Genomic DNA, 19,386 nt, shown 5'->3' on the forward strand with positions numbered 1-19,386 from the left:
GGGGTCCCTCGTCGCTCAACGCGGCCCTGGAGGCGCAGGCCGGGTCGTGGCCACCACCGCCACGAGGTCGGCCTCCGGCATCAAGTCGATCCGCGTGCCTGCCGGCACGCTGCTGCGAAGCTGGGCCAGCTTCTGGTTGAGCTGTGCCGTTCCTGTGTTCACTCCGGACATCTGCGCGACGCCGCCTTGTCGCATCGCCGCGAAGAGATCGGGGCCGCCCAGGAAGCCGATGAGGTCGTTGACGGCGATCGCGAGGTTGCCGGTGATGCTGTGCGTCTGGGGCTCGCTGACGTTCAGCCCCTGCACCGTGATGGGCCCTTGCACCACGCTGCCGGCGACCGTGTCGGGGAAGGTGATGGACGTGCGAACGACCAGGTCATAGGTCACCGCGAAATTCGGATCGAGCCCCCCGGGAAACCCGTCAGGCGTGGTCACGCGCACAAACAGCCGGTTGTGCGGCACCACGAGCCGGATCGAGACCGAGCGCGACCACAGTTCCGCCCGCGCCGCGCAGCTCTTTCCCAGCGCGTGGTTGGACTGCGAATGAATACCGAAGCCCCGCGGGAGCTTCGGGCGAATTCTCGACAACAGAGCATTGCGCAGCGTGTCGTCGAGACCGGGCTGATTCAGGAAACGGGCACAGAGCTCGGACGGTGAGAACAACGTGGGATCACGGAAGAGTTCCGCGCGGCCGCCGGTGGGCAGGTCGGCATAGGCGACCAGGCCGTTGACGACGTTGCCGGCGAATCCCCCGCCCTCGTGCGGCGCGAGGCCCGTGGGAATGACTTCGGCCCCGGTGCCGGCGCTCCAGCGAATGAAGCCGCGCTCGAAGGTAGTGCGGCGGAACGCGCCATCGGCGGTTTCGTCGGCGGTGGGATAGCCCACGCGGCCGCGCTCCCAGCCCTCGGACGCCCACTTGTCGCGGATGGCGCCATACACCGCCACGGCGCCCGTCTGCGGCGTCCAGTAGATCGACGATTCGGGCTTACCCGGCAGTTGGATGGCGCGGAAGTGGTTGTAGCGCCCGCGCTGGTCAGGTGTCGTCAATTCGTCGGTGATGGGATAGCCGTATTCGACGCGGCCCAGTTGATTCCATTTGGCCCCGATGGCGCCCCAGACCGCGAACGCGCCGACATCCGGATGCCAGTAGATGTAGCCGTTCCTGAACGTGTTGAAGCGCCCGCCATGCGGCGCGTTCGCCTCGTCGGTCAAGGCGGGGCCAAGCGGCCCGTTCTCGCGCCCGAGGGCGTTGTACTTGTCCCCGATCGCGCCGTAGACGGCAGCGGCGATCGCTCCCGTGGCGACGAACAGAGAGAACCAGAGCGTCAGACTGCGTCCCGCAAAGTGGCCATGTCGCATGGCTTGCTCCTTGAGCCGTTCCGGAGGTTGCCGGCGTCGCGGCGCATCGCCCGCCCGGGCGGCGCCGCGGCCACCGGCCATCGTCGGACGCCGGGTCCGACGGTTTCCAAGACTAGGTCAGCACGCGCGGCAAGGCATCCTCAATGAAAAGGAGGTGAGCCCGGTACGCGCGGGGCCGGCCTGATCCACCGGTCCAGAGCCGCGATCGACGTCGGCAAGGACGTTCGATCCATCAGCCAATTCATGGTTTGGCCAGCTCGCGCGCCTTCTCCCGTGACTCCCTTGCCTTGATGGGATCGCCCTTCACCCGATAGACCTCCGCCCGACCTTCCCAGGCCCTCGCGGACTCGGGGAACAGCGTCGTGCCCAGATCGAAGACACGGAGTGCCGCATCCGGCCCCAGGTTCTCCAGCACGGCATAGCCGGCGGTGTTGACGGTCCGCTCCGAGAGGGGCGTCTTGTCGATGGACGGGGCACCCGTTTCACCCAGCGCAAAGGCGATCAATTGCTCCGCCAGGACTTCCTGTGGGAACTGGTCCGGCGCCGCCGCGGCCATCGCGCTGTCCAGGAGCACACGCGACCAGACATTCCTCACGCTGCCATTCGTGAGGTAGATGACGATGAAGTTGTCGCCATCGACCTTGTCCTTGAAGAGGAAGCGCACCCGCACCTGGGTCCCGCCGTCGTGGCCCACGTGGTGATAGGCGCCGCTCTCGCCGTACTCCCAGCCCGTGGCGAACATGCCCGGCCGGTCATTGGTCAGGCGGGGTGGCTGCCAAAGCTGCTGCAGGGCCTGCTTGCCCACGAGCTCGCCGCGGGAGATCGCTTTCAGAAAGCGCGCCAGATCGTCCAGCGTCAGGAAGAGGTCCGAATGTCCGTAGCTGTAGACCGGCCAGGGGACGGTCTCCGCGTCCGTCAGCTTTCCGCCCTTGCCGGCGTAGGCCTTCAGGACACCGCTCTTCGGCAGTGTCGGGGCGCCCAGAAAGGTGTGCTTCATTCCCAGAGGTCGCAGGATCCGCTCGCTGGCGATCTGCGGATAGGGCTTGCCGTATTGCGTCTCCAGCAACAGGGTCAGCACCAGATAGTTGGTCTGCGTGTAGCGCGACGCCGAGCCCGGGGTGAAAACCAAAGGCCGTTCCGCCAATGACGCGAACGTGGCTTGGACGGTCGGGAGGAAATCGTGTTTGCTGTCGAAGTACTCCGGCAGGCCGGAGGTGTGATTCAACAGCTGGCGTACCGTGATGGGCTGCCATCGGGTGGGAAGGCCGGTGAGATACGCGCTGGCTGGTTTGTCGAGATCGATCTTTCCCTGCTCCGCCAATTGCATGACGAGCGTGCTGACGAAGAGCTTGCTGACGGAATAGACGGGGAAGATGCTGTCTTCACTCGCGCCCATGATCCCTTTGAATACGACCTGGCCGTCGTGCATGACAAGGACACCTTGGGCGGCGATGCCGTAGCGCTTTTGATTGATCGCCATCTGCTCCGTGGGCGTCACGGCGTGCGCCACTGGGGACAGGAGGAGAACCAGGATCAGCGCGAGATGGCGGGGGAATCGAATGGTCACGGGGGGCCTTATCAATGAGCAGGCAGAGGCGGTGGGGCGATGTGAGGGTCGCGGTGTTGGGTCGGATGGTACGGGGAGGACGAACCGCTGGAGTTGGGCAGGCCTTGGGGGTGGGCCTGTGATATCGCTGCTAGCGGCTTCATCCCCGCTCATGCGGGGCAACCCAGCCCTCGCTGGGTGCTGTGTAAGCGTCCAGCCAAGTCGTGTTTACGTCAAGACAGCCAGCGGTTATAGGCCCAATCTGAGATCAGGGGCGGCGCAATGTGAGCGCATGGGCCTTTCGTGCGGGTGTGTGCACCAAGACTCAGACCTTGCCGATCCGTTCAGCGATGTTCTTCGTCACCAATATCCTGTCTCTGAAGATGGCAAGGTAGTCGTCGTCGGCCTCCTTGTCGGCCCCGGCCCCAGCCAACTTGTCCGTCGCAATGCAAAGAATGCAGAAAGCTGCGTGCTCGCCGCGCAGCAAGTTCTGCAACTGCCTGACGTGGTCGTATGGAAAGGCGCCACGGCTAAACGTGAGCGACCTGATGCCATCGCCATAAAAGTCCAACTGATGGAACCACTCCGAGGACGCTTCCCAGCGCCCGAGGGATGGGACGAGCAAGTCCTCTATCGATTGCACGAGTCGAAGATCGATGTCGCCGTGCGCGGCGCCTTGAGCCTCGAACACAATTCGTGGCGTCAGCATTCCCTCGAAGCGAATGTGGAAGTCGGTGTCGTGGGCGGCAATTTCCATGGTGATGGAGAAGACTCTACAGAAGACGTGGCACGGTTGACGTTACCTGATGGATTGCCTTGTTTGCCGGTGTGGCGCTGCCGTGCGCTCAGCGCCAACGATGTGGTAACAACTCATCAATACTGCAGGCACGCTGCGTCGGCAGTCGCTTCAGGACGTCGCTTGGGTAGATATAGGGGTCATGCCCATTGAGCTTGGCCGTCTGGATCAAGCTCATGATGGCCGCGGCGTGCTGACCAGAGAGCAGCGTCCCGGCGAAGAGCCAGTTCTTGCGTCCCGTGGCCCATGGCCTGATCTGCTGTTCGTCGAGATTGTTGTCGATGGGCAAGGCGGGGTCGCCAAGGTGGCGCGTGAGCGCGGCCCAGCGGTGCAGGGGCCCTGATGCAGGCGCCGCGCGGCCAGCCATACGCCGATGCCGTCATGCACGAGCACCTTCATGCGTGTGGCGCGTCGGTTGGCGAAGAGGTAGACATGGTGCGGCTTGGCGTCGCCGAAGACCTGCACCACACGGGCCAGGGCGGTCTCGGTTCCGGCGCGCATGTCCAATGGCGTCGTTGCGAGCCACACGGCGTCGATGCGGATCAACGCAGCAGCTCGCGCATCCAGGCCGCGCACGCGTCGGCAGCGCTTGCTGGCCACGTCAGCGCGATGGTGGTCGCGCCACGGCGAACCTCGATGCAGATTGGCTCAGCGCTCAGCGTGGACGACGCTGGTGGCGCCGGCATCGGGAGCGCGATGAAGCCCACGGGCTGGTCGCTGGCAGGGACTGCGTCGTCAGGCGGTTGAGCCCTCTCATGGACCCAGCGCCGCAGCAGGTTGGCGTTGACGCCCTGAGCCATCGCCACAGCGGCCATCGAGACGCCCGGCTGCCGCAACGCTTGCACTGCTTGTGCCTTGAACTCGGCGCTGTGAATTCGCCGCCGGCGGCCTGGCGCTGCTTGGTCCATGGTGCGTACGTATCCATCAAGTCGCTAATGGATACGAGCATCCTAGGCACTGCTCAGCGGATCAACATGACTTGCCAGGACGCTTACGATTGGTCTTGGTCTATGGCGAACAAGGCTCTGCTCCATGGAACTGCCGATACGACCGGCGTCGAAGCAAGAGCCAAAAGCCGCTTCTATCGGTTTACCGGCTTCATGCCCCACGATGCCTTGCCACACGCCATCACGTTGCTGGTTGGCGTGGTCCTGTTCTGGTTGGGATGGTCAGAACACCTCCCATGCTTTGCCCTGGGCTCCCCACCGAAATAACTCGCCGCCGCTGTCCCAGCGGCTCAACAGTCCTTACCCAGTCAGCAGGACAGGGCCATCCAAGGTTGGCTCGTTGAGCATCCGCTCATGCGGAAGCAGCAGTGGGAAACAGGCGCGCCTCTAAACCAACAACACCAACCTCTCCAAAATAATCACCGCAAAGAACCCAATCCCCGCGATCACCGTCCACTTGATCAGCAGGATTCCGCGCTTGCGCCAGATGGGTTGTTTCGTGCCGATGTAGACGGCGAAGCACAGCAGACCTGCCACGAGCAAGAGAGCAAAGACGAGTCGGAAGATCAGCACGCGAATGGTCTTTCTGATGACGACGTCATCTGCTTCTCATCGATCAATGAGCTGGAATGAAAGTAGCGCACCTGCGACCGAAACAGCGCTTCTGTTTCCGCTCTGAAGATGGCAATCTCGTCGTCCGCATCACTGCCAAGCAAGCTCAACTCCAGTTCGAGCATGTCGTCCTGAGCCTTGCTCATGTCGGCATCGTCGTATCGCTCAAGTCGCATCAGCGACTGAGCACGACGATCGTAGTGAACGAGAAGAATCATCGGCAGATGGTCAGTGGCGCTGATCGAGCAAAGAGCCGCTCACCAAGCCGGCGCCAACTCCCCAAACCCCGCGGGCGCCTCGCGCTCATCCTCGAAGGTCACGATCTCATACGCCTCCGCGTCCGCCAGCAGCTCCCGCAGCAGCAGGTTGTTCAGCGCATGGCCGCCCTTGAACGACGTATACGCCGCCAGCAATGGATGCCCCACCACCTGCATGTCGCCGATCGCATCCAGGATCTTGTGCTTCACGAACTCGTCGTCGTAACGCAGTCCCTCGGCATTCAACACGCGGTAGTCGTCGACGACGATCGCGTTGTCCATGCTCCCGCCCAGCGTCAACCCGCGCGAGCGCATCAGCTCGATGTCCTTCGTCATGCCGAAGGTGCGGGCCCGCGCGATCTCGCGCTTGTATTGGCCGCTGCCCATGTCGAACACGTACTGCTGGCCCGTCGCCGACACCGCGGGGTTGTCGAACTCGATCTGGAAGCTCAGCGTGTAGCCGTGATGCGGCACCAGCTTCGCCCACATCAGACTCTTGCCTTCGCCACGGCGCACTTCCACCGGCTTCTTGACTCGCAGGAATTGCTTGGGCGCGTTCTGCAGCTCGATGCCCGCCGACTGCAGCAGGAAGACGTAGCTCGCGGCCGAGCCGTCCAGCACCGGCACCTCGTCGGCGTTGATGTCGATCAGCAGGTTGTCCAGCCCCAGGCCGGCGCAGGCCGAGAGCAGGTGCTCGATCGTCTGCACCTTGGGTTGGCCGGGATCGCCGTCGGGGCTGATCGTCGTGGCCATGCGCGTGTCGCAGACGTTGGTGGTGCGCACCGGGATGTCGACCGGCTGTGCCAGGTCGACGCGGCGGAACACGAGACCGGTGCCCGGCGCCGCCGGACGCAGCGTGATCTCCACCTTCTGGCCGCTGTGGATGCCGACCCCGACCGCGCGGGTCAGCGATTTGATGGTGCGTTGCTTGATCATGGGCGCCATTCTCCCAAAACGGCATCAACCCTGCTGGACCGTGGCCTCGCGATCCGCGCGTGTCACGGGCAGCCGCAACGTCACCACCGTGCCATGTCCAGGGCTGCTGTCCACCCGCAGTGAACCGCCCAGTTGCCGGGCCCGCCGCTGCAGGCCGCGCAGCCCGCGCCCCTGCGGAATGACGCCGACATCGAAGCCCTCGCCATCGTCCTCGACACGGATCTCGACCCTGCGGCCCAGATCCCGCGTCACCATGCGGACGCGCGTCGCGCGTGCGTGCTTGAGCGCGTTCGTCAGCGCTTCCTGCATCAGCCGCAGCACGTGCAGCGCGTCCGGCGGCTCCAGCCATTCGAGCGGGGGCAGGTCATGCACGTCCCACTCCAGCTTCAGGCCGCCGAGCTGCAGCCGCTTGCCGAGCCGGTAGCGCATCGTCGCCAGCAACGACACCAGGTCATGCCCGACCGGCTCCAGCGAATCGATCACCAGCCGCAGGTCGTCGACGCATTCGCGCAGCACGTCCACCACCTGCTCCTGCGGCATCGAGCCCTGCTCCACCGCCACCATCGCCGACAGCAGCGACGAGCCCAACCCGTCGTGCATGTCCTGCATCAGGCGTTGTCGCTCCAGCAGCAACGCCTGCTGGCGTTCGACCTCGCGCAGCTTGTCGTGCTGCGCGCGCAGCTGGACGCTCTGCTCGTCGAGCCGCCGCGCCAGCTCTTCGTTGGCGCGTTCGACACCGCGCAGCGCCGCGATGTACCGGTACTGCACCGCGTAGAGGAAGCTGGCCAGGATCACCAGCGTCGCGAACGGCATCAGGTAGACGTGCTCCGGCCACCACCAGCCGGCCAGCAGCCCCAGGTCATGGATGCCCAGCGCGATGCCCACCACCAGCGCCATCGCGATCAGGCGCAGCTCGCGCGACCCCTGGCGCCACGCGATGCTGGCGACGAAGGCGGTGCCGCCCAGGCCCACCACCGCATTGCAGATGTGCAGCAGCACCAGCGCGTCGAAGCCGCGTCCCCACAGCGGCATCGACGCCAGGCTGGACACCATCACGAACAGCGCCATGCCCCACTCGAAACGCGCGAAGCGCTGCCGCGCGAAGCGCAGCGCGAAGAGAAAGGTCAGCAGCATCACCCACGACATCGACGCATGGGTCACCCACCAGAACCACTCCAGCGCATCACGCGTGCGCGGCAGGTCCAGGTGGTAATGCAGGTTGCGCACCAGCCACGCGACGCTGGCCAGCGCGAACAGCAGGTAGGCGGGATCCTCGCGCCGCTTCAGCCACAGCACGAGCGCGAACAGGCCCAGCGTGACCAGCGTCAGCCCGGTCGCCTGCGGCACGCCGATCTGCAGGAACCAGCGACGGTCGTGGCGCGCCTCCAGGTCCTCGCGCGCGCCCAGCCACACGCTGGACACCGAGTAGTAGCCGCCCTGCATCACCGGCACCGCGATGACGACCTCGATCTCGCGCGACTGCTGCAGCTCCGTCAACGCCGAGGGCAGCACCACCCACAGCGGCCGCACCCATTGCTCACGCGCGCCGGACTGGTTGTCGAAGACGGGACGCCAGCCGTCGTCGGTCTTCACCAGCACCGCCGCCGCCAGCGCCACCAGCCGCGGCATGTAGAGCGCGACGCTGGTCGGCCAGCGGCCCTGCGGCGCGGCATATCGGACGCGGTACCAGCGCATCTGGAACCGCGTGTCGCCGCTGCCCTGCGCGGCCTCGCGCTGGCGGACCTCGGGCAACTCCACGCGTTGCCAGCGCGCCGGGTCGGACGGCGGCAGCAGCGCGATCGGCAAGGCGCCGTCGCGGCCATCCATCACGCGCAGCGCGCGCCACCAGGCCTTGAGCTGATCCTGCGACCAGTCGGCGGTGGCGATCTCGGCTTCGATGGCGCGTTGCGCGCCGCCGGCGGGACCGCCGTCGGGCAGCGGGCGCGCCGGACCAAGCGGCGAGGCCTGCGCCACCTTCACCGGTGGCACGGGCGCGGTGCCATGGGACGAGCCGGCCGACTGGGCGTGGCCCACGCCGGGCAGTCCGGCCAACAGCGCGGCGAGAAGGACGACGGTCGGCGCGACAGCCAACGCAGCGGTCCGCGCGGTCGCCCGCGCGACAGCCATCGCGTCGGCCAGCGCGCCTCTCCACGCGATCACGATCGCGGCGACGCGCTGCAGCACGGAGCTCGCCAGGGACAGCACCGCCCTCGCCCGCCGCATCCCTGCGGCCGGCGCCCACGGCACCGTCTTCCCTACCTCACCCTGGACCATGCATGCGCTCTGCTGTCTCGTTGTCTGCGGGGCCCGCGCCCAAGGGCGCAAGTGTGCCGAAGTTCACCCAACGGGACGAGCATTCAATTGCAACAACGCCCCCTGGGTTCCGGGGACCGCACGGAAAAAAGGCCACGCCCTTGCGGGCATGGCCTTGAGGCTGGTGGCGTCGAGAAAGCGGCCGGAACTCAGTCCGCCTGCTTGCGCAGGAAGGCCGGGATCTCGATCTCGTCCATGCCGTTGGAGGACAGCGCCTCGACCTTGGCGGCGGCCGTGCGGCCGTGGCGCCAGACGCTCGGCACGCTCATGCCGCCGAAGTCGGTCGAGTTCATCGTCGCGGCCGGAGCCCCGCCCTGCGCCGCCGCCGAACCCGGCATCACCACCGGCTGCGTCAGCACCGGCATGTTGTCGGTACCGGTGCGCAGTTGCGGCTGCTGCACGACGAGCTGCGGCTGCTGGCGTGCCGCGGCGCGCTGGCTCAGGCCGGTCGCGATCACGGTGACGCGCAGTTGGTCGCCCAGCGCTTCGTCGTAGGCGGTGCCGTAGATGATGTGCGCGTCATCGGCGGCATAGCGCTTGATGGCGGTCATCGCGTTGCGGCTCTCGGCCAGCTTGAAGTTGTTGCGGCTGGCCGCGATCAGCACGAGCACGCCGCGCGCACCGGACAGATCGATGCCTTCCAGCAACGGGCAGGCCACGGCCAGCTCGGCGGCCTTGGTCGCGCGGTCCGGACCGGACGCGACCGCGGTGCCCATCATGGCCTTGCCGGGCTCGCTCATCACAGTCTTGACGTCTTCGAAGTCGACGTTGACCAGGCCCGGCATGTGGATGATGTCGGAGATGCCGCCGACCGCGTTCTTCAGCACGTCATTGGCGTGCGCGAAGGCCTGGTCCTGCGTGACGTCGTCGCCCAGCACTTCCAGCAGCTTGTCGTTCAGCACGACGATCAGCGAGTCGACGTTCGCTTCCAGCTCCGCCAGGCCGTTGTCCGCGGCCTTGCCGCGGCGCGAGCCTTCGAACTCGAACGGCTTGGTCACCACGCCGACGGTCAGGATGCCCATCTCCTTGGCCACGCGGGCGATCACGGGCGCCGCGCCGGTGCCAGTGCCGCCGCCCATGCCGGCGGTGATGAACAGCATGTGCGCGCCGGTGATGGACTCGCGAATGCGGGCCTCGGCCTCCTCGGCGGCCTGTCGGCCGACCTCGGGTTTCGCACCCGCGCCCAGGCCGGTATGGCCCAGTTGCAGGAGTTGATCGGCCTTGGAGCGATTCAGGGCTTGCGCGTCGGTGTTGGCCACCACGAATTCAACGCCCTGCACACCCTGGGCAATCATGTGCTCGACCGCGTTTCCGCCGCCGCCGCCCACGCCGATCACCTTGATCTGGGTGCCTTGATCAAACTCTTCGATCATCTCGATCGCCATATCAAACCTCCTGTCCATATTGTGCAACTGCCACCAGCAAAATAGAAGTGGGAACGGCCCTTTTTTAGGGGGCAAAACCCTTGGAAATGTAAAAAGTCTTCTTGGAAATTCTTAGAAATTACCCAGGAACCAGTCCTTGGCGCGGCCGAACAAGGTCTTCACGGACCCCGCCTGCTGCGCCGCCTTGAATCCCCGCGTGCGCGACAATCGCGCTTCCTCCAACAAACCCATCACGGTGGCCGACCGGGGATTGGCCACCATGTCGAAGAGCGCGCCGCTGTAGGTCGGATTCCCGCGGCGCACCGGTTTCAGGAAAATGTCCTCGGCCAGCTCGACCATGCCCGGCATGACCGACGAACCGCCGGACAGCACGATTCCGGAGGACAGCAGTTCCTCGTAGCCGGATTCCCGGATGACCTGGTGAACCAGCGAGAAAATCTCCTCGACGCGGGGTTCGATGACCCCGGCCAGGGCCTGTTTGGACAACATCCGCGGCGCGCGGTCGCCCAAACCCGGCACCTCCACCTGATCGGCCGGATCCGCCAGCAATTGCTTGGCCACGCCGTGCTCGACCTTGATTTCCTCGGCATCCTTGGTCGGGGTGCGCAGCGCCATCGCGATATCGCTGGTAATCAGGTCGCCGGCGATCGGAATCACCGCGGTATGGCGAATCGAGCCCCCGGTAAATATTGCCACGTCGGTGGTGCCGGCGCCGATGTCGACCAGCGCCACGCCCAGGTCGCGCTCGTCCGAGGTCAGCGCCGCGGCGCTCGACGCGCTCGGGTTCAGCACCAGCTGATCGACCTCCAGGCCGCAGCGGCGCACGCACTTGACGATGTTCTCCGCCGCGCTCTGGGCGCCGGTCACGATATGGACCTTGACCTCCAGCCGGCCGCCGCTCATGCCGATCGGCTCCTTCACCTCATGGCCGTCGATGACGAATTCCTGGGGTTCCACCAGCAGCAGGCGCTGGTCGTTGGGGATATTGATGGCCTTGGCGGTTTCCACCACCCGAGCCACATCCACCGGCGTCACTTCCTTGTCCCGCACGATGACCATGCCGGTGGAGTTCTGGCCGCGGATATGGCTGCCGGTAATGCCGGTGTAAACCCTCGAAATGCGGCAGTCGGCCATCATTTCGGCTTCCTTCAGGGCCTGCTGGATGGACTGGACGGTGGCGTCGATATTCACCACGACGCCGCGCTTGAGTCCATGGCTGGGCGCCACGCCCAGGCCGGCGATGCGCAATTCCCCATTGCCCATCACCTCGGCGACCACCGCCATGATCTTGGCGGTGCCGATGTCCAACCCGACGACCAAATCCTTGTATTCCTTGGCCATGCCTGTCCTCAATTCTTCTTGGTGGCGCCCTTGGGCGCGTTTGAAACCGTCGTCACACCTGCCAGCCGCACCGCATATCCGGCCTCATGACGGAGGTCAGCGGATACCAGCGAGGTCTGATAGCGAGTCGTTATCTGGGGAATGCTGGCGATGAATTGCCCATAACGGGCCAGGACTTCCGCCTCGCTGCCCCGGCCGAGTTCCACGACGGCGCCCTTTTCCAGCGTCGCCTTCCAGGACCCGCGGCCGGACAAATCCAGCCGGGCGACCCCCTCGTCGAGTTTGCGGTGGGTCATCGGATCGAGCTGGCGCCACATCGACAACATGGCCGTGGAGGTTTTGTCCGGACCGGCCAGCGTCGGCAGGTCCTCGTCCTCGACGTCGCCCAGGTTGGCCTCGAAAACCTCGCCGAAGCTGTTGACCAGCCGGGTGTCGACGACAGCCTCGCTGCCGGCGTCGGCGTTTTCAGCCTTGGTTTCCCAGTACGCGGCGGGCTTGTGCTCTTCCAGCGTGACCACCAGGTGCAGCGGCCAGACCCGCTGGACCGTCGCATGGCGCACCCAGGGCACCGACTCGAAGGCCTCGCGCGCCTTGCGCAGATTCATCGTCAGGAAGTTGCCGGACAACCGCGGCAGCGCGTTGGCCCGCAGCGATGCGCTGCTGTTGCGGCTGACGTCGCCCTCGACGGTGATCGAGCGGATCGCGAAGGCCGGCTGCCGCGCCAGGTACATCACGCCGACCGCCAGCGTCGCCAGCACCACGCCGAACAGCAGCAAGCCGGCCACGCCGTTCATCACTCGGATGTCCGGCGGCAGCGGGCTGGCGGTGTGGGTGAAGGTGGCGCCCATGGCGGTGGTTCGGGTGGCTAGGCGGGGTCGGGGGTCAGGCCTGGCTGTCCAGCCGCGCCTGCGAGAGCAGGTACAGGCACAGCTTCGGATAGGAGATGCCGACGGCGGCGGCCGCCTTGGGCACCAGCGAATGGGACGTCATGCCCGGCGAGGTGTTGATCTCCAGCAGGAACAGCTGGCCGTCGGTCTTGCGGCGCATCACGTCGACGCGGCCCCAGCCGCGCGCGCCCAGTGAGCGGTAGGCGTCCAGCACCAGCGCCTGCACCCGCGCCTGCTCGTCGGCCGGCAACTGGCCGACCAGATACTGCGTCGTGTCGGTGAAGTACTTGTTCTGGTAGTCGTAATTGCCGCCCTCGGCCCGGATCTCGATGACCGGTAGCGCGATCGCGTCGGCGCCCTCGCCCAGCACCGGGCAGGTCAACTCGGCGCCGTCGACGAATTCCTCGCACAGCACCTCGGCGTCGTACTTGGCGGCCAGCTCGACGGCGGCCTGCATGTCCGAATAGCCCATCACCTTGCTCGCGCCGATGGACGAGCCTTCGTGCGGCGGCTTGACGAAGATCGGCAGGCCCAGTTCATCGGGCACGGTCCGGACGCGCTCGCGTTGCAGCTCGCCGCGCTTGAGGCTGACCCAGCGCGGCGTCGACAGCTTGTCGGCCAGCCAGACGCGTTTGGTGGTGATCTTGTCCATCGCGATCGCCGAGGCCATCACGCCGGAGCCGGTGTACGGGATGCCCATCAGTTCGAGCGCGCCCTGCACGGTGCCGTCCTCGCCATGGCGGCCGTGCAGCGCGATGAAGGCGCGCTGGAAGCCCTCGGCCTTCAGCTCGAGCAGGTTGCGCTCGCCCGGATCGAAGGCGTGGGCGTCCACGCCCTCCGCCTGCAGCGCGGCCAGCACGCCGCTGCCGGACATCAGCGAGACTTCGCGCTCGGCGGAGTCGCCGCCGAAGAGCACGGCCACCTTGCCCTGCGCCTTGGGGTCGATGCCGGCGATGGCCAGGTGCTGGAAAAGTGCGGATGAGGTGTTGAGGTCCGTGGTCATGTCCGGACTCCCTTCGCTTGCGTCATGAGTTCCACGGTGCGCGCGGGGACCGCGGCGATCGAGCCGGCCCCCATCACGATCACCACATCGCCGGCGCGCGCCTGGTGGGCGATCGCCTGCGGCAGTCCCTGCCAGTCACCGACGAAGCCGGCCGCGGTGCCGCGCGCCGTCACCGCCCGGGCCAGGCTTTCGCCGCTGATGCCGGGCAGCGGGGATTCGCTGGCGGCGTAGATCTCGGTCAGCGGCACGCCGTCGGCCTGCGCCAGGACGTCGGCGAATTCGTCGAAGCAGTCGCGCGTCCGCGTGTAGCGATGCGGCTGGAAGGCCAGCACCAGCCGGCGCCCGGGATAGGCGCCGCGCGCGGCCTTCAGCACGGCGGACATCTCGACCGGGTGGTGGCCGTAGTCGTCGATCAGCAGCGCGGTGCCCGCGTCGCTGCCATCGGTCGCGGCCACCGGCAATTCACCGTAGGACTGGAACCGGCGGCCCACGCCGCCGAAGTTGGCCAGCGCCTGCAGCAGCGCGTCGTCGGCGATGCCCAGTTCCATCGCGATGGCGATCACCGCCAGCGCGTTCAACACGTTGTGCTGTCCGGCCAGTCGCAACTGCACCGCCAGCGCCGGCAGCTTGCGCCCGTGCCGGTCGCGGCGCAGCGTGGTGAAGCGCATCCGGCCGCCGGCATCGGCGATCACGTCGGTGGCGCGCACCGCGTTGCCGTCGCCCAGTCCGTACAGGATCACCGGACGCGAGACCATCGGCACGATGCTGCGCACGCCGCCGTCGTCGCCGCACATCACGGCGGCGCCCCAGAACGGCATCAGGTGCAGGAAGTCGACGAAGGCCTGACGCAGACGGGCCATGTCGTGCCCGTAGGTGTCCATGTGGTCGGCGTCGATGTTGGTGACGATCGCCAGTTGCGGCAGCAGGTGCAGGAAGGAGGCGTCCGACTCGTCGGCCTCGACCACCATGTGCAGCCCGCCGCCGAGCGCCGCGTTCGCGCCGCTGTCCAGCAACTGGCCGCCGATCGCGTAGCTCGGGTCCAGCCCGGCGCGCAGCAGCACCGTCGTCAGCAGCGAGGTCGTCGTCGTCTTGCCGTGCGTGCCGGCGACGGCGATGCCCAGGCGCGGGCGCATCAGCTCGGCCAGCATCTGCGCGCGCAGCAGCACCGGGATGCCCGCGGTGTGCGCGGCCATCAGCTCCGGGTTGTCCGCCTTGATCGCGCTGGACTTGACCAGCACCTGAGCCGCGCCGACATGCTCCGCCGCGTGGCCGATCTTCACGTCGACGCCGAGCGAGCGCAGGCGGCGCGTGGTGTCGCTCTCGCCTTGGTCCGATCCGCTGACGCGGTAGCCCTGCGAGGCCAGCAGCTCGGCGATGCCGCTCATGCCGGCGCCGCCGATGCCGGTGAAGTGGATGCGCTGGATGGCGTGCCTCATGCGCGCGCTCCCTTCGCGGCCTTGCGGTCGACCAGCGCTTCGAGCTCGTCGGCCACGCGCGCCGCGGCGCGCGGACGCGCCAGCGAGCGGGCCTTGGAGGCCACGGCCAGCCAGTGCTCGCGCGGTTGCTGGAGCAGCTCGAACAGCTTCTGCGCCGACAGCTCGCCTTGCGGCAGATGCACCGCCGCGTTGTGCTGCGCCATGTACTGCGCGTTATCGCGCTGGTGCGAGGTCGTGCTGACGACCAGCGGCACCAGGATGCTGGCGGCGCCCGCGGCGCACAGCTCCGACACCGTCACCGCGCCGGCGCGGCAGATCACCACGTCGGCATCGGACAGGCGCCGGGCCATGTCGTGGATGAAGGGGACCACCTCGGCCTGCACGCCGGCATTCGCATAAGCGGCCTGCACGAGCGGGAAGTTGGCCTCGCCGGTCTGGTGCGTGACCAGCGGGCATTGGTCCTCGGGCCACAGCGCCAGCGCCTGCGGCAGCACGTCGTTGATCGCGCGCGCGCCCAGCGAGCCGCCCACCACCAGCACCTTCAGCGGACCGGTCCGGCCCTCGAAGCGCAGCTCCGGCGCGGGCAGGTCCTCGATCTCGGCGCGGACCGGATTGCCGGTCACGATGCTCTTGCGCTGCTGCGCGGCGGCCAGGCCGTCGAAGCCGAAGGCGATCTTGCCGGCCACCGGCGCCAGCGCCTTGTTGGACAGCAACAGCGCGGCGTCGGCGTTGACCAGCATCAGCGGACGGCGCATCACCCAGGCCATCAGGCCGCCGGGAAAGCAGACGTAGCCGCCCATGCCCAGCACCGCGTCGGCCTTGCGCTCGGCAAAGACGTTGGCGCTCTGCGCCAGCGCGCGGAACAGCCGCACGACGCCCAGCAGCGAATGCTTCAGGCCCTTGCCGCGCAGGCCGGCGAAGGACAGGCGATCCAACGGCAGGCCGGACGGCGGCACGAGCTTGTTCTCCATGCCGGCCTCGGTGCCGAGCCAGGACACGGTCCAGCCGCGACGCTGCATCTCGGCGGCGACGGCCAATCCGGGAATCACGTGGCCGCCCGTTCCGGCAGCCATCACGACGAGGTGGCGCGTGCTCATGTGGCTCCCTCGCCCACGGCCAGCCGCGGCCGGTCCCCCGCGGGGACGCGAGCTTGCTTGAGGCGGCCCTGCGCTGCGCTCATGCTCGGCCTCCCCGCATGAGCTGGCGGTTTTGCCTTTGTCGAACCCGCAGGGCCCCGCTTCTCGCGGCCGGCTGGCCACGTTGTGTCCAGCAACTCATGCTCGGCCTCCTCGCATGAGCTGGCGGTTTTCAATATCTATCCGCAAGCAGATCGCCAATGCCACGCAGTTGAGGACGGTCGCCGAGCCGCCGTAGCTCATCAGCGGCAGCGTCAGGCCCTTGGTCGGCAGCGCGCCGAGGTTCACGCCCATGTTGATGAAGGCCTGGCCGCCCATCCAGATGCCGATGCCCTGCGCATACAGGCCGGCGAAGACGCGGTCCAGCGCCACCGCCTGGCGGCCGATGTGGAACAGCCGGCGCGACAGCCAGAAGAACGCGAAGATGACCAGCGCGACGCCGATGAAGCCCAGCTCCTCGCCGATCACGGCGAGCAGGAAGTCGGTGTGCGCCTCGGGCAGGTAATGCAACTTCTCCAGGCTGGACCCCAGGCCCTGGCCGAACAGCTCGCCGCGGCCGAAGGCGATCAGCGAGTGCGTCAGCTGGTAGGCCTTGCCCTGCGCGTACTTCTCGTCCCACGGGTTGAGGTAGGCGAAGATCCGCTCGCGCCGGAAATCGCTGAAGGTGATCATCAGCACGAAGGCGCCGATCAGCACCGCCACGCTGAGGAAGAACATCCGGCCGTTGACGCCGCCCAGGAAGAGGATGCCCATCGCGATCGCGGCGATGACCATGAAGGCGCCCATGTCCGGCTCGGCCAGCAGCAGCACGCCGGCGAAGGCCAGCGCGCAGGCCATCGGCCAGACGGCGCGGATGAAGTTCTCCTTGACCTCCATCTTGCGGACCATGTAGTTGGCCGCGTACATCGCGATGGCCAGCTTGGCCAGCTCGGACGGCTGGAAGTTCATCACCCCCAGCGGCAGCCAGCGGCGCGCGCCGTTCACGCCCTTGCCGACGTGCGGGATCAACACCACCATCAGCAGCACCAGCGCGACCACGAAGAGCTTGGGGGCGTGGCGCTCCCAGAACGTCACCGGGATCATCACCGTGATCCAGCCGGCCAGCAGGCCGATCAGGATGAACAGAGCCTGACGCACGAAGAAATGCATCGGCGCGTACTTCGCGAATTTCGGGTTGTCCGGCAGCGCGATCGACGCCGAATAGACCATCAGCAGACCCAGCGCCAGCAGCGACAGCACGACCCAGATCAGCGTCAGGTCGAAGCCCAGCAGGCGCGTGGGCTGGCCGGCCGAGGTCGAGACCCAGTCGCGCACCGGCACGTCCACGCCGGCGCCGCCCGAGGCGCCCGCGGCCGCGCCGCGTCGCGCGAAGGCCGCGCGCGCCCGCTCGCCGAGGTTGCCGAAGATCGAGGCGGCGTTCATCCGATCAGTCCTTCGTCCTCGGCCAGCTCGCGCACGGTGGCGATGAACACCTCCGCGCGATGGGCGTAGTTGCGGAACATGTCCAGGCTGGCGCAGGCCGGGCTCAGCAGCACGCTGTCGCCGGCATGGGCCTGGGCCAGCGCCCAGTGCGTGGCGGCTTCGAGCGAGTCGTGGCGGTGCATCGGCACGCCGCTGTCCTTCAGCGCCGCTTCGATCTGCGGCGCGTCGCGCCCGATCAGCGCCACGGCGCGCGCGTGCAGCGCGATCGGCGTGGCGAGCGGCGAGAAGTCCTGGCCCTTGCCGTCGCCGCCCAGGATCATCACCAGCCTGGCCGGCGCGCGGTCGGCGCCCAGCCCGGTCACGGCCGCGACCGTGGCGCCGACGTTCGTTCCCTTGGAATCGTCGTAGAAGTCGACGCCCTTGATCGTGGTGACGAACTCGACGCGATGCGGCTCGCCGCGGTACTCGCGCAGGCCGTGCAGCATCGGCGCCAGCGGGCAGTCGATCGCCGAGGCCAGCGCCAACGCGGCCAGCGCGTTGGCGGCGTTGTGGCGGCCGCGCACGCGCAGGGCGTCGGCGGGCATCAGGCGCTGGATGGACAGCGGCTCGTCGTCGTCCTTGCGGCGCTTCAGGCCCTTGAGTTCTTCTTCCTGCTCACGGGCGCGGACCAGCCAGGCCATGCCGTTCTCGACCAGCAGGCCGAAGTCGCCCGGGCGGCGCGGCGCGTCCAGGCCGAAGCGGACCACGTCGCGCTCGACCGTCTTGGCGGGGCGTCCGCGGCCCTGCTTGACGACGAGGGGCGCGGGCACCAGCGCCTCGACCTCCGGGTCGTCGCGGTTGATCACCAGCACGCCGCGCTCGCCGAAGACGCGGCCCTTGGCGCGCGCATAGGCGGGCATGTCGCCGTGCCAGTCCAGGTGGTCCTGCGTGATGTTCAGCACCGCGCCGGCGCTGGGCTCGAAGCCCGCCACGCCGTCGAGCTGGAAGCTGGACAGCTCCAGCACCCAGACCTGCGGCAGGACGTCGAACTCGGCCGGCCGGGGCGGCGGCGGCTTGATCGGCAGCGGTTGCTCGTCGAGCAGGTCGGCGACGGTTTCGAGCGCGGTGCGGTCGTCCACGGGTGCGGGCTCGGCGGCCGGGGCCTCGACCGACTCGGCCCGTTCGACCGGCGCCGCCGCGATGGCCTGCGACGCGTCCTCGACCGGGTCCAGCAGGACTTCGACGTTCGGGACGTCGCCGTTGGCCACGTCCACGCGCGCCGTGGCGGAAGGCGCCGCGTCGATGTCGAGCGGCATCACGGACTCGATCGCGACATCGACGATGGCGTCCTCGTCGGGACGCGCCGTGGCGTCGTCCGTGGCAGCCACCGGCGCGCCGTCGTCGATGCGGACGACACCGGCGTCGACGACGGCAGCGGACTCCGGCGCGTCAGCCGGCGCATCGGCGGGGGCCTCGGCCTCCTCGTCCCTGGACCGAGGCTGCGGCTCCTTGTCCAGCGCGTCGGCCAGCGTGCCCAGCAGCGTCGGGCCGATGTTGCCGGCCATCGCGACGCGGCGGCCGGCGCGGTCGACCAGCAGCGCGGTCATGCTGGTGGTGGTCGTCTTGCCGTTGGTGCCGGTGATGGCCAGCACGCCCGGCTCGTAGCGGTACAGCGCCTTGAGCTCCGCCAGCGCCTCGGCGAACAGATCCAGCTCGCCGCGCACGCGCAGGCCGAGCTTGGCGGCGCGCGCCAGCAGCGGCGCCAGGCGCGGGTCCAGCGGCGACAGGCCGGGGCTCTTCAGCAGCAGCGTCGCGGCGTCGACCCACTCCGGCGACAGCTCGCCATGGATGAAGCGCGCGTCCGGCAGGCGCTCGCGCAGCGCGCCCAGTTGCGGCGGCTGCTCGCGGCTGTCCCACACCGTCACGCGCGCGCCCAGCCGCGCGGCCCAGGCCGCCATCGCGAGGCCGGAGTCGCCCAGGCCCAGCACGAGAGCCGGGATGTCCTGGTGGCGCTTGGGGAAGTCCATCGTC

General features: G+C 67.9%; 16 protein-coding genes and 2 pseudogenes. All 18 read right to left on the bottom strand.

What is annotated here, in order from left to right:
- Positions 1-15 precede the first annotated feature (15 nt).
- The 18 genes and pseudogenes from CDN99_RS04630 to murD all read right to left on the bottom strand — a co-directional run bounded on the left by CDN99_RS04630 (position 16) and on the right by murD (position 19,382).
- Positions 16-1,359: an LGFP repeat-containing protein gene (locus CDN99_RS04630; RefSeq protein ID WP_158218754.1), complete on the bottom strand. Its 1,344-nt coding sequence runs from the start codon at positions 1,357-1,359 to the stop codon at positions 16-18.
- A gap of 241 nt (positions 1,360-1,600) precedes the next feature.
- Positions 1,601-2,926, bottom strand: coding sequence for a serine hydrolase (locus CDN99_RS04635; protein ID WP_158218755.1), 1,326 nt, complete (start codon positions 2,924-2,926; stop codon positions 1,601-1,603).
- A gap of 304 nt (positions 2,927-3,230) precedes the next feature.
- Positions 3,231-3,662 carry a hypothetical protein gene (locus tag CDN99_RS04640; RefSeq protein ID WP_088382958.1) on the bottom strand — a complete coding sequence of 144 codons (432 nt, stop codon included), beginning with the start codon at positions 3,660-3,662 and terminating at the stop codon, positions 3,231-3,233.
- Between the two features lie 88 nt (positions 3,663-3,750).
- Positions 3,751-4,035: pseudogene (locus CDN99_RS04645) on the bottom strand (transposase domain-containing protein); the annotation flags it as partial.
- Positions 4,036-4,094: 59 nt separating this feature from the next.
- Positions 4,095-4,202 (bottom strand): annotated as a pseudogene (locus tag CDN99_RS29715) (transposase family protein); the annotation flags it as partial.
- Between the two features lie 41 nt (positions 4,203-4,243).
- Complete coding sequence (locus CDN99_RS04655; RefSeq protein WP_141100635.1) at positions 4,244-4,609, bottom strand: transposase; 366 nt, start codon at positions 4,607-4,609, stop codon at positions 4,244-4,246.
- A gap of 426 nt (positions 4,610-5,035) precedes the next feature.
- A complete protein-coding gene (locus tag CDN99_RS04665; RefSeq protein ID WP_088382962.1) occupies positions 5,036-5,221 on the bottom strand; it encodes a hypothetical protein in 186 nt (61 codons plus the stop codon).
- Positions 5,215-5,478 carry a hypothetical protein gene (locus CDN99_RS04670; RefSeq protein ID WP_088382964.1) on the bottom strand — a complete coding sequence of 88 codons (264 nt, stop codon included), beginning with the start codon at positions 5,476-5,478 and terminating at the stop codon, positions 5,215-5,217. The genes CDN99_RS04665 and CDN99_RS04670 overlap by 7 nt, the downstream gene beginning before the upstream one ends.
- A 39-nt stretch (positions 5,479-5,517) precedes the next feature.
- On the bottom strand, positions 5,518-6,453 hold the full coding sequence (lpxC, locus tag CDN99_RS04675; RefSeq protein WP_088382966.1) for a UDP-3-O-acyl-N-acetylglucosamine deacetylase: 936 nt from the start codon (positions 6,451-6,453) through the stop codon (positions 5,518-5,520).
- Between the two features lie 24 nt (positions 6,454-6,477).
- Positions 6,478-8,727, bottom strand: a complete 2,250-nt coding sequence (locus CDN99_RS04680; protein WP_088382968.1) for a sensor histidine kinase — start codon at positions 8,725-8,727, stop codon at positions 6,478-6,480.
- Positions 8,728-8,915: 188 nt separating this feature from the next.
- Entirely contained in the window at positions 8,916-10,151 is a 1,236-nt protein-coding gene (gene ftsZ, locus CDN99_RS04685) for a cell division protein FtsZ (RefSeq protein ID WP_088382970.1), read from the bottom strand.
- 111 nt (positions 10,152-10,262) lie between these two features.
- Positions 10,263-11,492 carry a cell division protein FtsA gene (ftsA, locus tag CDN99_RS04690; RefSeq protein WP_088382972.1) on the bottom strand — a complete coding sequence of 410 codons (1,230 nt, stop codon included), beginning with the start codon at positions 11,490-11,492 and terminating at the stop codon, positions 10,263-10,265.
- 8 nt (positions 11,493-11,500) lie between these two features.
- Positions 11,501-12,340 carry a cell division protein FtsQ/DivIB gene (locus tag CDN99_RS04695; protein ID WP_088382974.1) on the bottom strand — a complete coding sequence of 280 codons (840 nt, stop codon included), beginning with the start codon at positions 12,338-12,340 and terminating at the stop codon, positions 11,501-11,503.
- Positions 12,341-12,374: 34 nt separating this feature from the next.
- A complete protein-coding gene (locus CDN99_RS04700; RefSeq protein ID WP_193531675.1) occupies positions 12,375-13,382 on the bottom strand; it encodes a D-alanine--D-alanine ligase in 1,008 nt (335 codons plus the stop codon).
- The gene (murC, locus tag CDN99_RS04705; protein ID WP_088382976.1) at positions 13,379-14,818 is read right to left on the bottom strand and encodes a UDP-N-acetylmuramate--L-alanine ligase; all 1,440 of its coding nucleotides are present in this window, start codon (positions 14,816-14,818) and stop codon (positions 13,379-13,381) included. The genes CDN99_RS04700 and murC overlap by 4 nt, the downstream gene beginning before the upstream one ends.
- Positions 14,815-15,915: an undecaprenyldiphospho-muramoylpentapeptide beta-N-acetylglucosaminyltransferase gene (gene murG, locus CDN99_RS04710; RefSeq protein ID WP_088382978.1), complete on the bottom strand. Its 1,101-nt coding sequence runs from the start codon at positions 15,913-15,915 to the stop codon at positions 14,815-14,817. Before murG ends, murC begins: the two co-directional genes overlap by 4 nt.
- 177 nt (positions 15,916-16,092) lie before the next feature.
- The gene (ftsW, locus tag CDN99_RS04715; protein WP_088382980.1) at positions 16,093-17,376 is read right to left on the bottom strand and encodes a putative lipid II flippase FtsW; all 1,284 of its coding nucleotides are present in this window, start codon (positions 17,374-17,376) and stop codon (positions 16,093-16,095) included.
- Positions 17,373-19,382, bottom strand: a complete 2,010-nt coding sequence (gene murD / locus CDN99_RS04720; protein WP_088382982.1) for a UDP-N-acetylmuramoyl-L-alanine--D-glutamate ligase — start codon at positions 19,380-19,382, stop codon at positions 17,373-17,375. The genes ftsW and murD overlap by 4 nt, the downstream gene beginning before the upstream one ends.
- Positions 19,383-19,386: the final 4 nt, after the last annotated feature.

Source organism: Roseateles aquatilis, assembly GCF_002205645.1.
GTDB lineage: Bacteria > Pseudomonadota > Gammaproteobacteria > Burkholderiales > Burkholderiaceae_C > Roseateles > Roseateles aquatilis.

Bases quoted from the DNA above. Each gene is read 5' to 3' on its own strand.
- CDN99_RS04630 (WP_158218754.1), bottom strand. From the start codon at position 1,359: ATGCGACATGGCCACTTTGCGGGACGCAGTCTGACGCTCTGGTTCTCT.
- CDN99_RS04640 (WP_088382958.1), bottom strand. From the start codon at position 3,662: ATGGAAATTGCCGCCCACGACACCGACTTCCACATTCGCTTCGAGGGA.
- CDN99_RS04655 (WP_141100635.1), bottom strand. From the start codon at position 4,609: ATGGACCAAGCAGCGCCAGGCCGCCGGCGGCGAATTCACAGCGCCGAG.
- CDN99_RS04670 (WP_088382964.1), bottom strand. From the start codon at position 5,478: ATGATTCTTCTCGTTCACTACGATCGTCGTGCTCAGTCGCTGATGCGA.
- lpxC (WP_088382966.1), bottom strand. From the start codon at position 6,453: ATGATCAAGCAACGCACCATCAAATCGCTGACCCGCGCGGTCGGGGTC.
- CDN99_RS04680 (WP_088382968.1), bottom strand. From the start codon at position 8,727: ATGGTCCAGGGTGAGGTAGGGAAGACGGTGCCGTGGGCGCCGGCCGCA.
- ftsZ (WP_088382970.1), bottom strand. From the start codon at position 10,151: ATGGCGATCGAGATGATCGAAGAGTTTGATCAAGGCACCCAGATCAAG.
- ftsA (WP_088382972.1), bottom strand. From the start codon at position 11,492: ATGGCCAAGGAATACAAGGATTTGGTCGTCGGGTTGGACATCGGCACC.
- CDN99_RS04695 (WP_088382974.1), bottom strand. From the start codon at position 12,340: ATGGGCGCCACCTTCACCCACACCGCCAGCCCGCTGCCGCCGGACATC.
- CDN99_RS04700 (WP_193531675.1), bottom strand. From the start codon at position 13,382: ATGACCACGGACCTCAACACCTCATCCGCACTTTTCCAGCACCTGGCC.
- murC (WP_088382976.1), bottom strand. From the start codon at position 14,818: ATGAGGCACGCCATCCAGCGCATCCACTTCACCGGCATCGGCGGCGCC.
- murG (WP_088382978.1), bottom strand. From the start codon at position 15,915: ATGAGCACGCGCCACCTCGTCGTGATGGCTGCCGGAACGGGCGGCCAC.
- ftsW (WP_088382980.1), bottom strand. From the start codon at position 17,376: ATGAACGCCGCCTCGATCTTCGGCAACCTCGGCGAGCGGGCGCGCGCG.
- murD (WP_088382982.1), bottom strand. From the start codon at position 19,382: ATGGACTTCCCCAAGCGCCACCAGGACATCCCGGCTCTCGTGCTGGGC.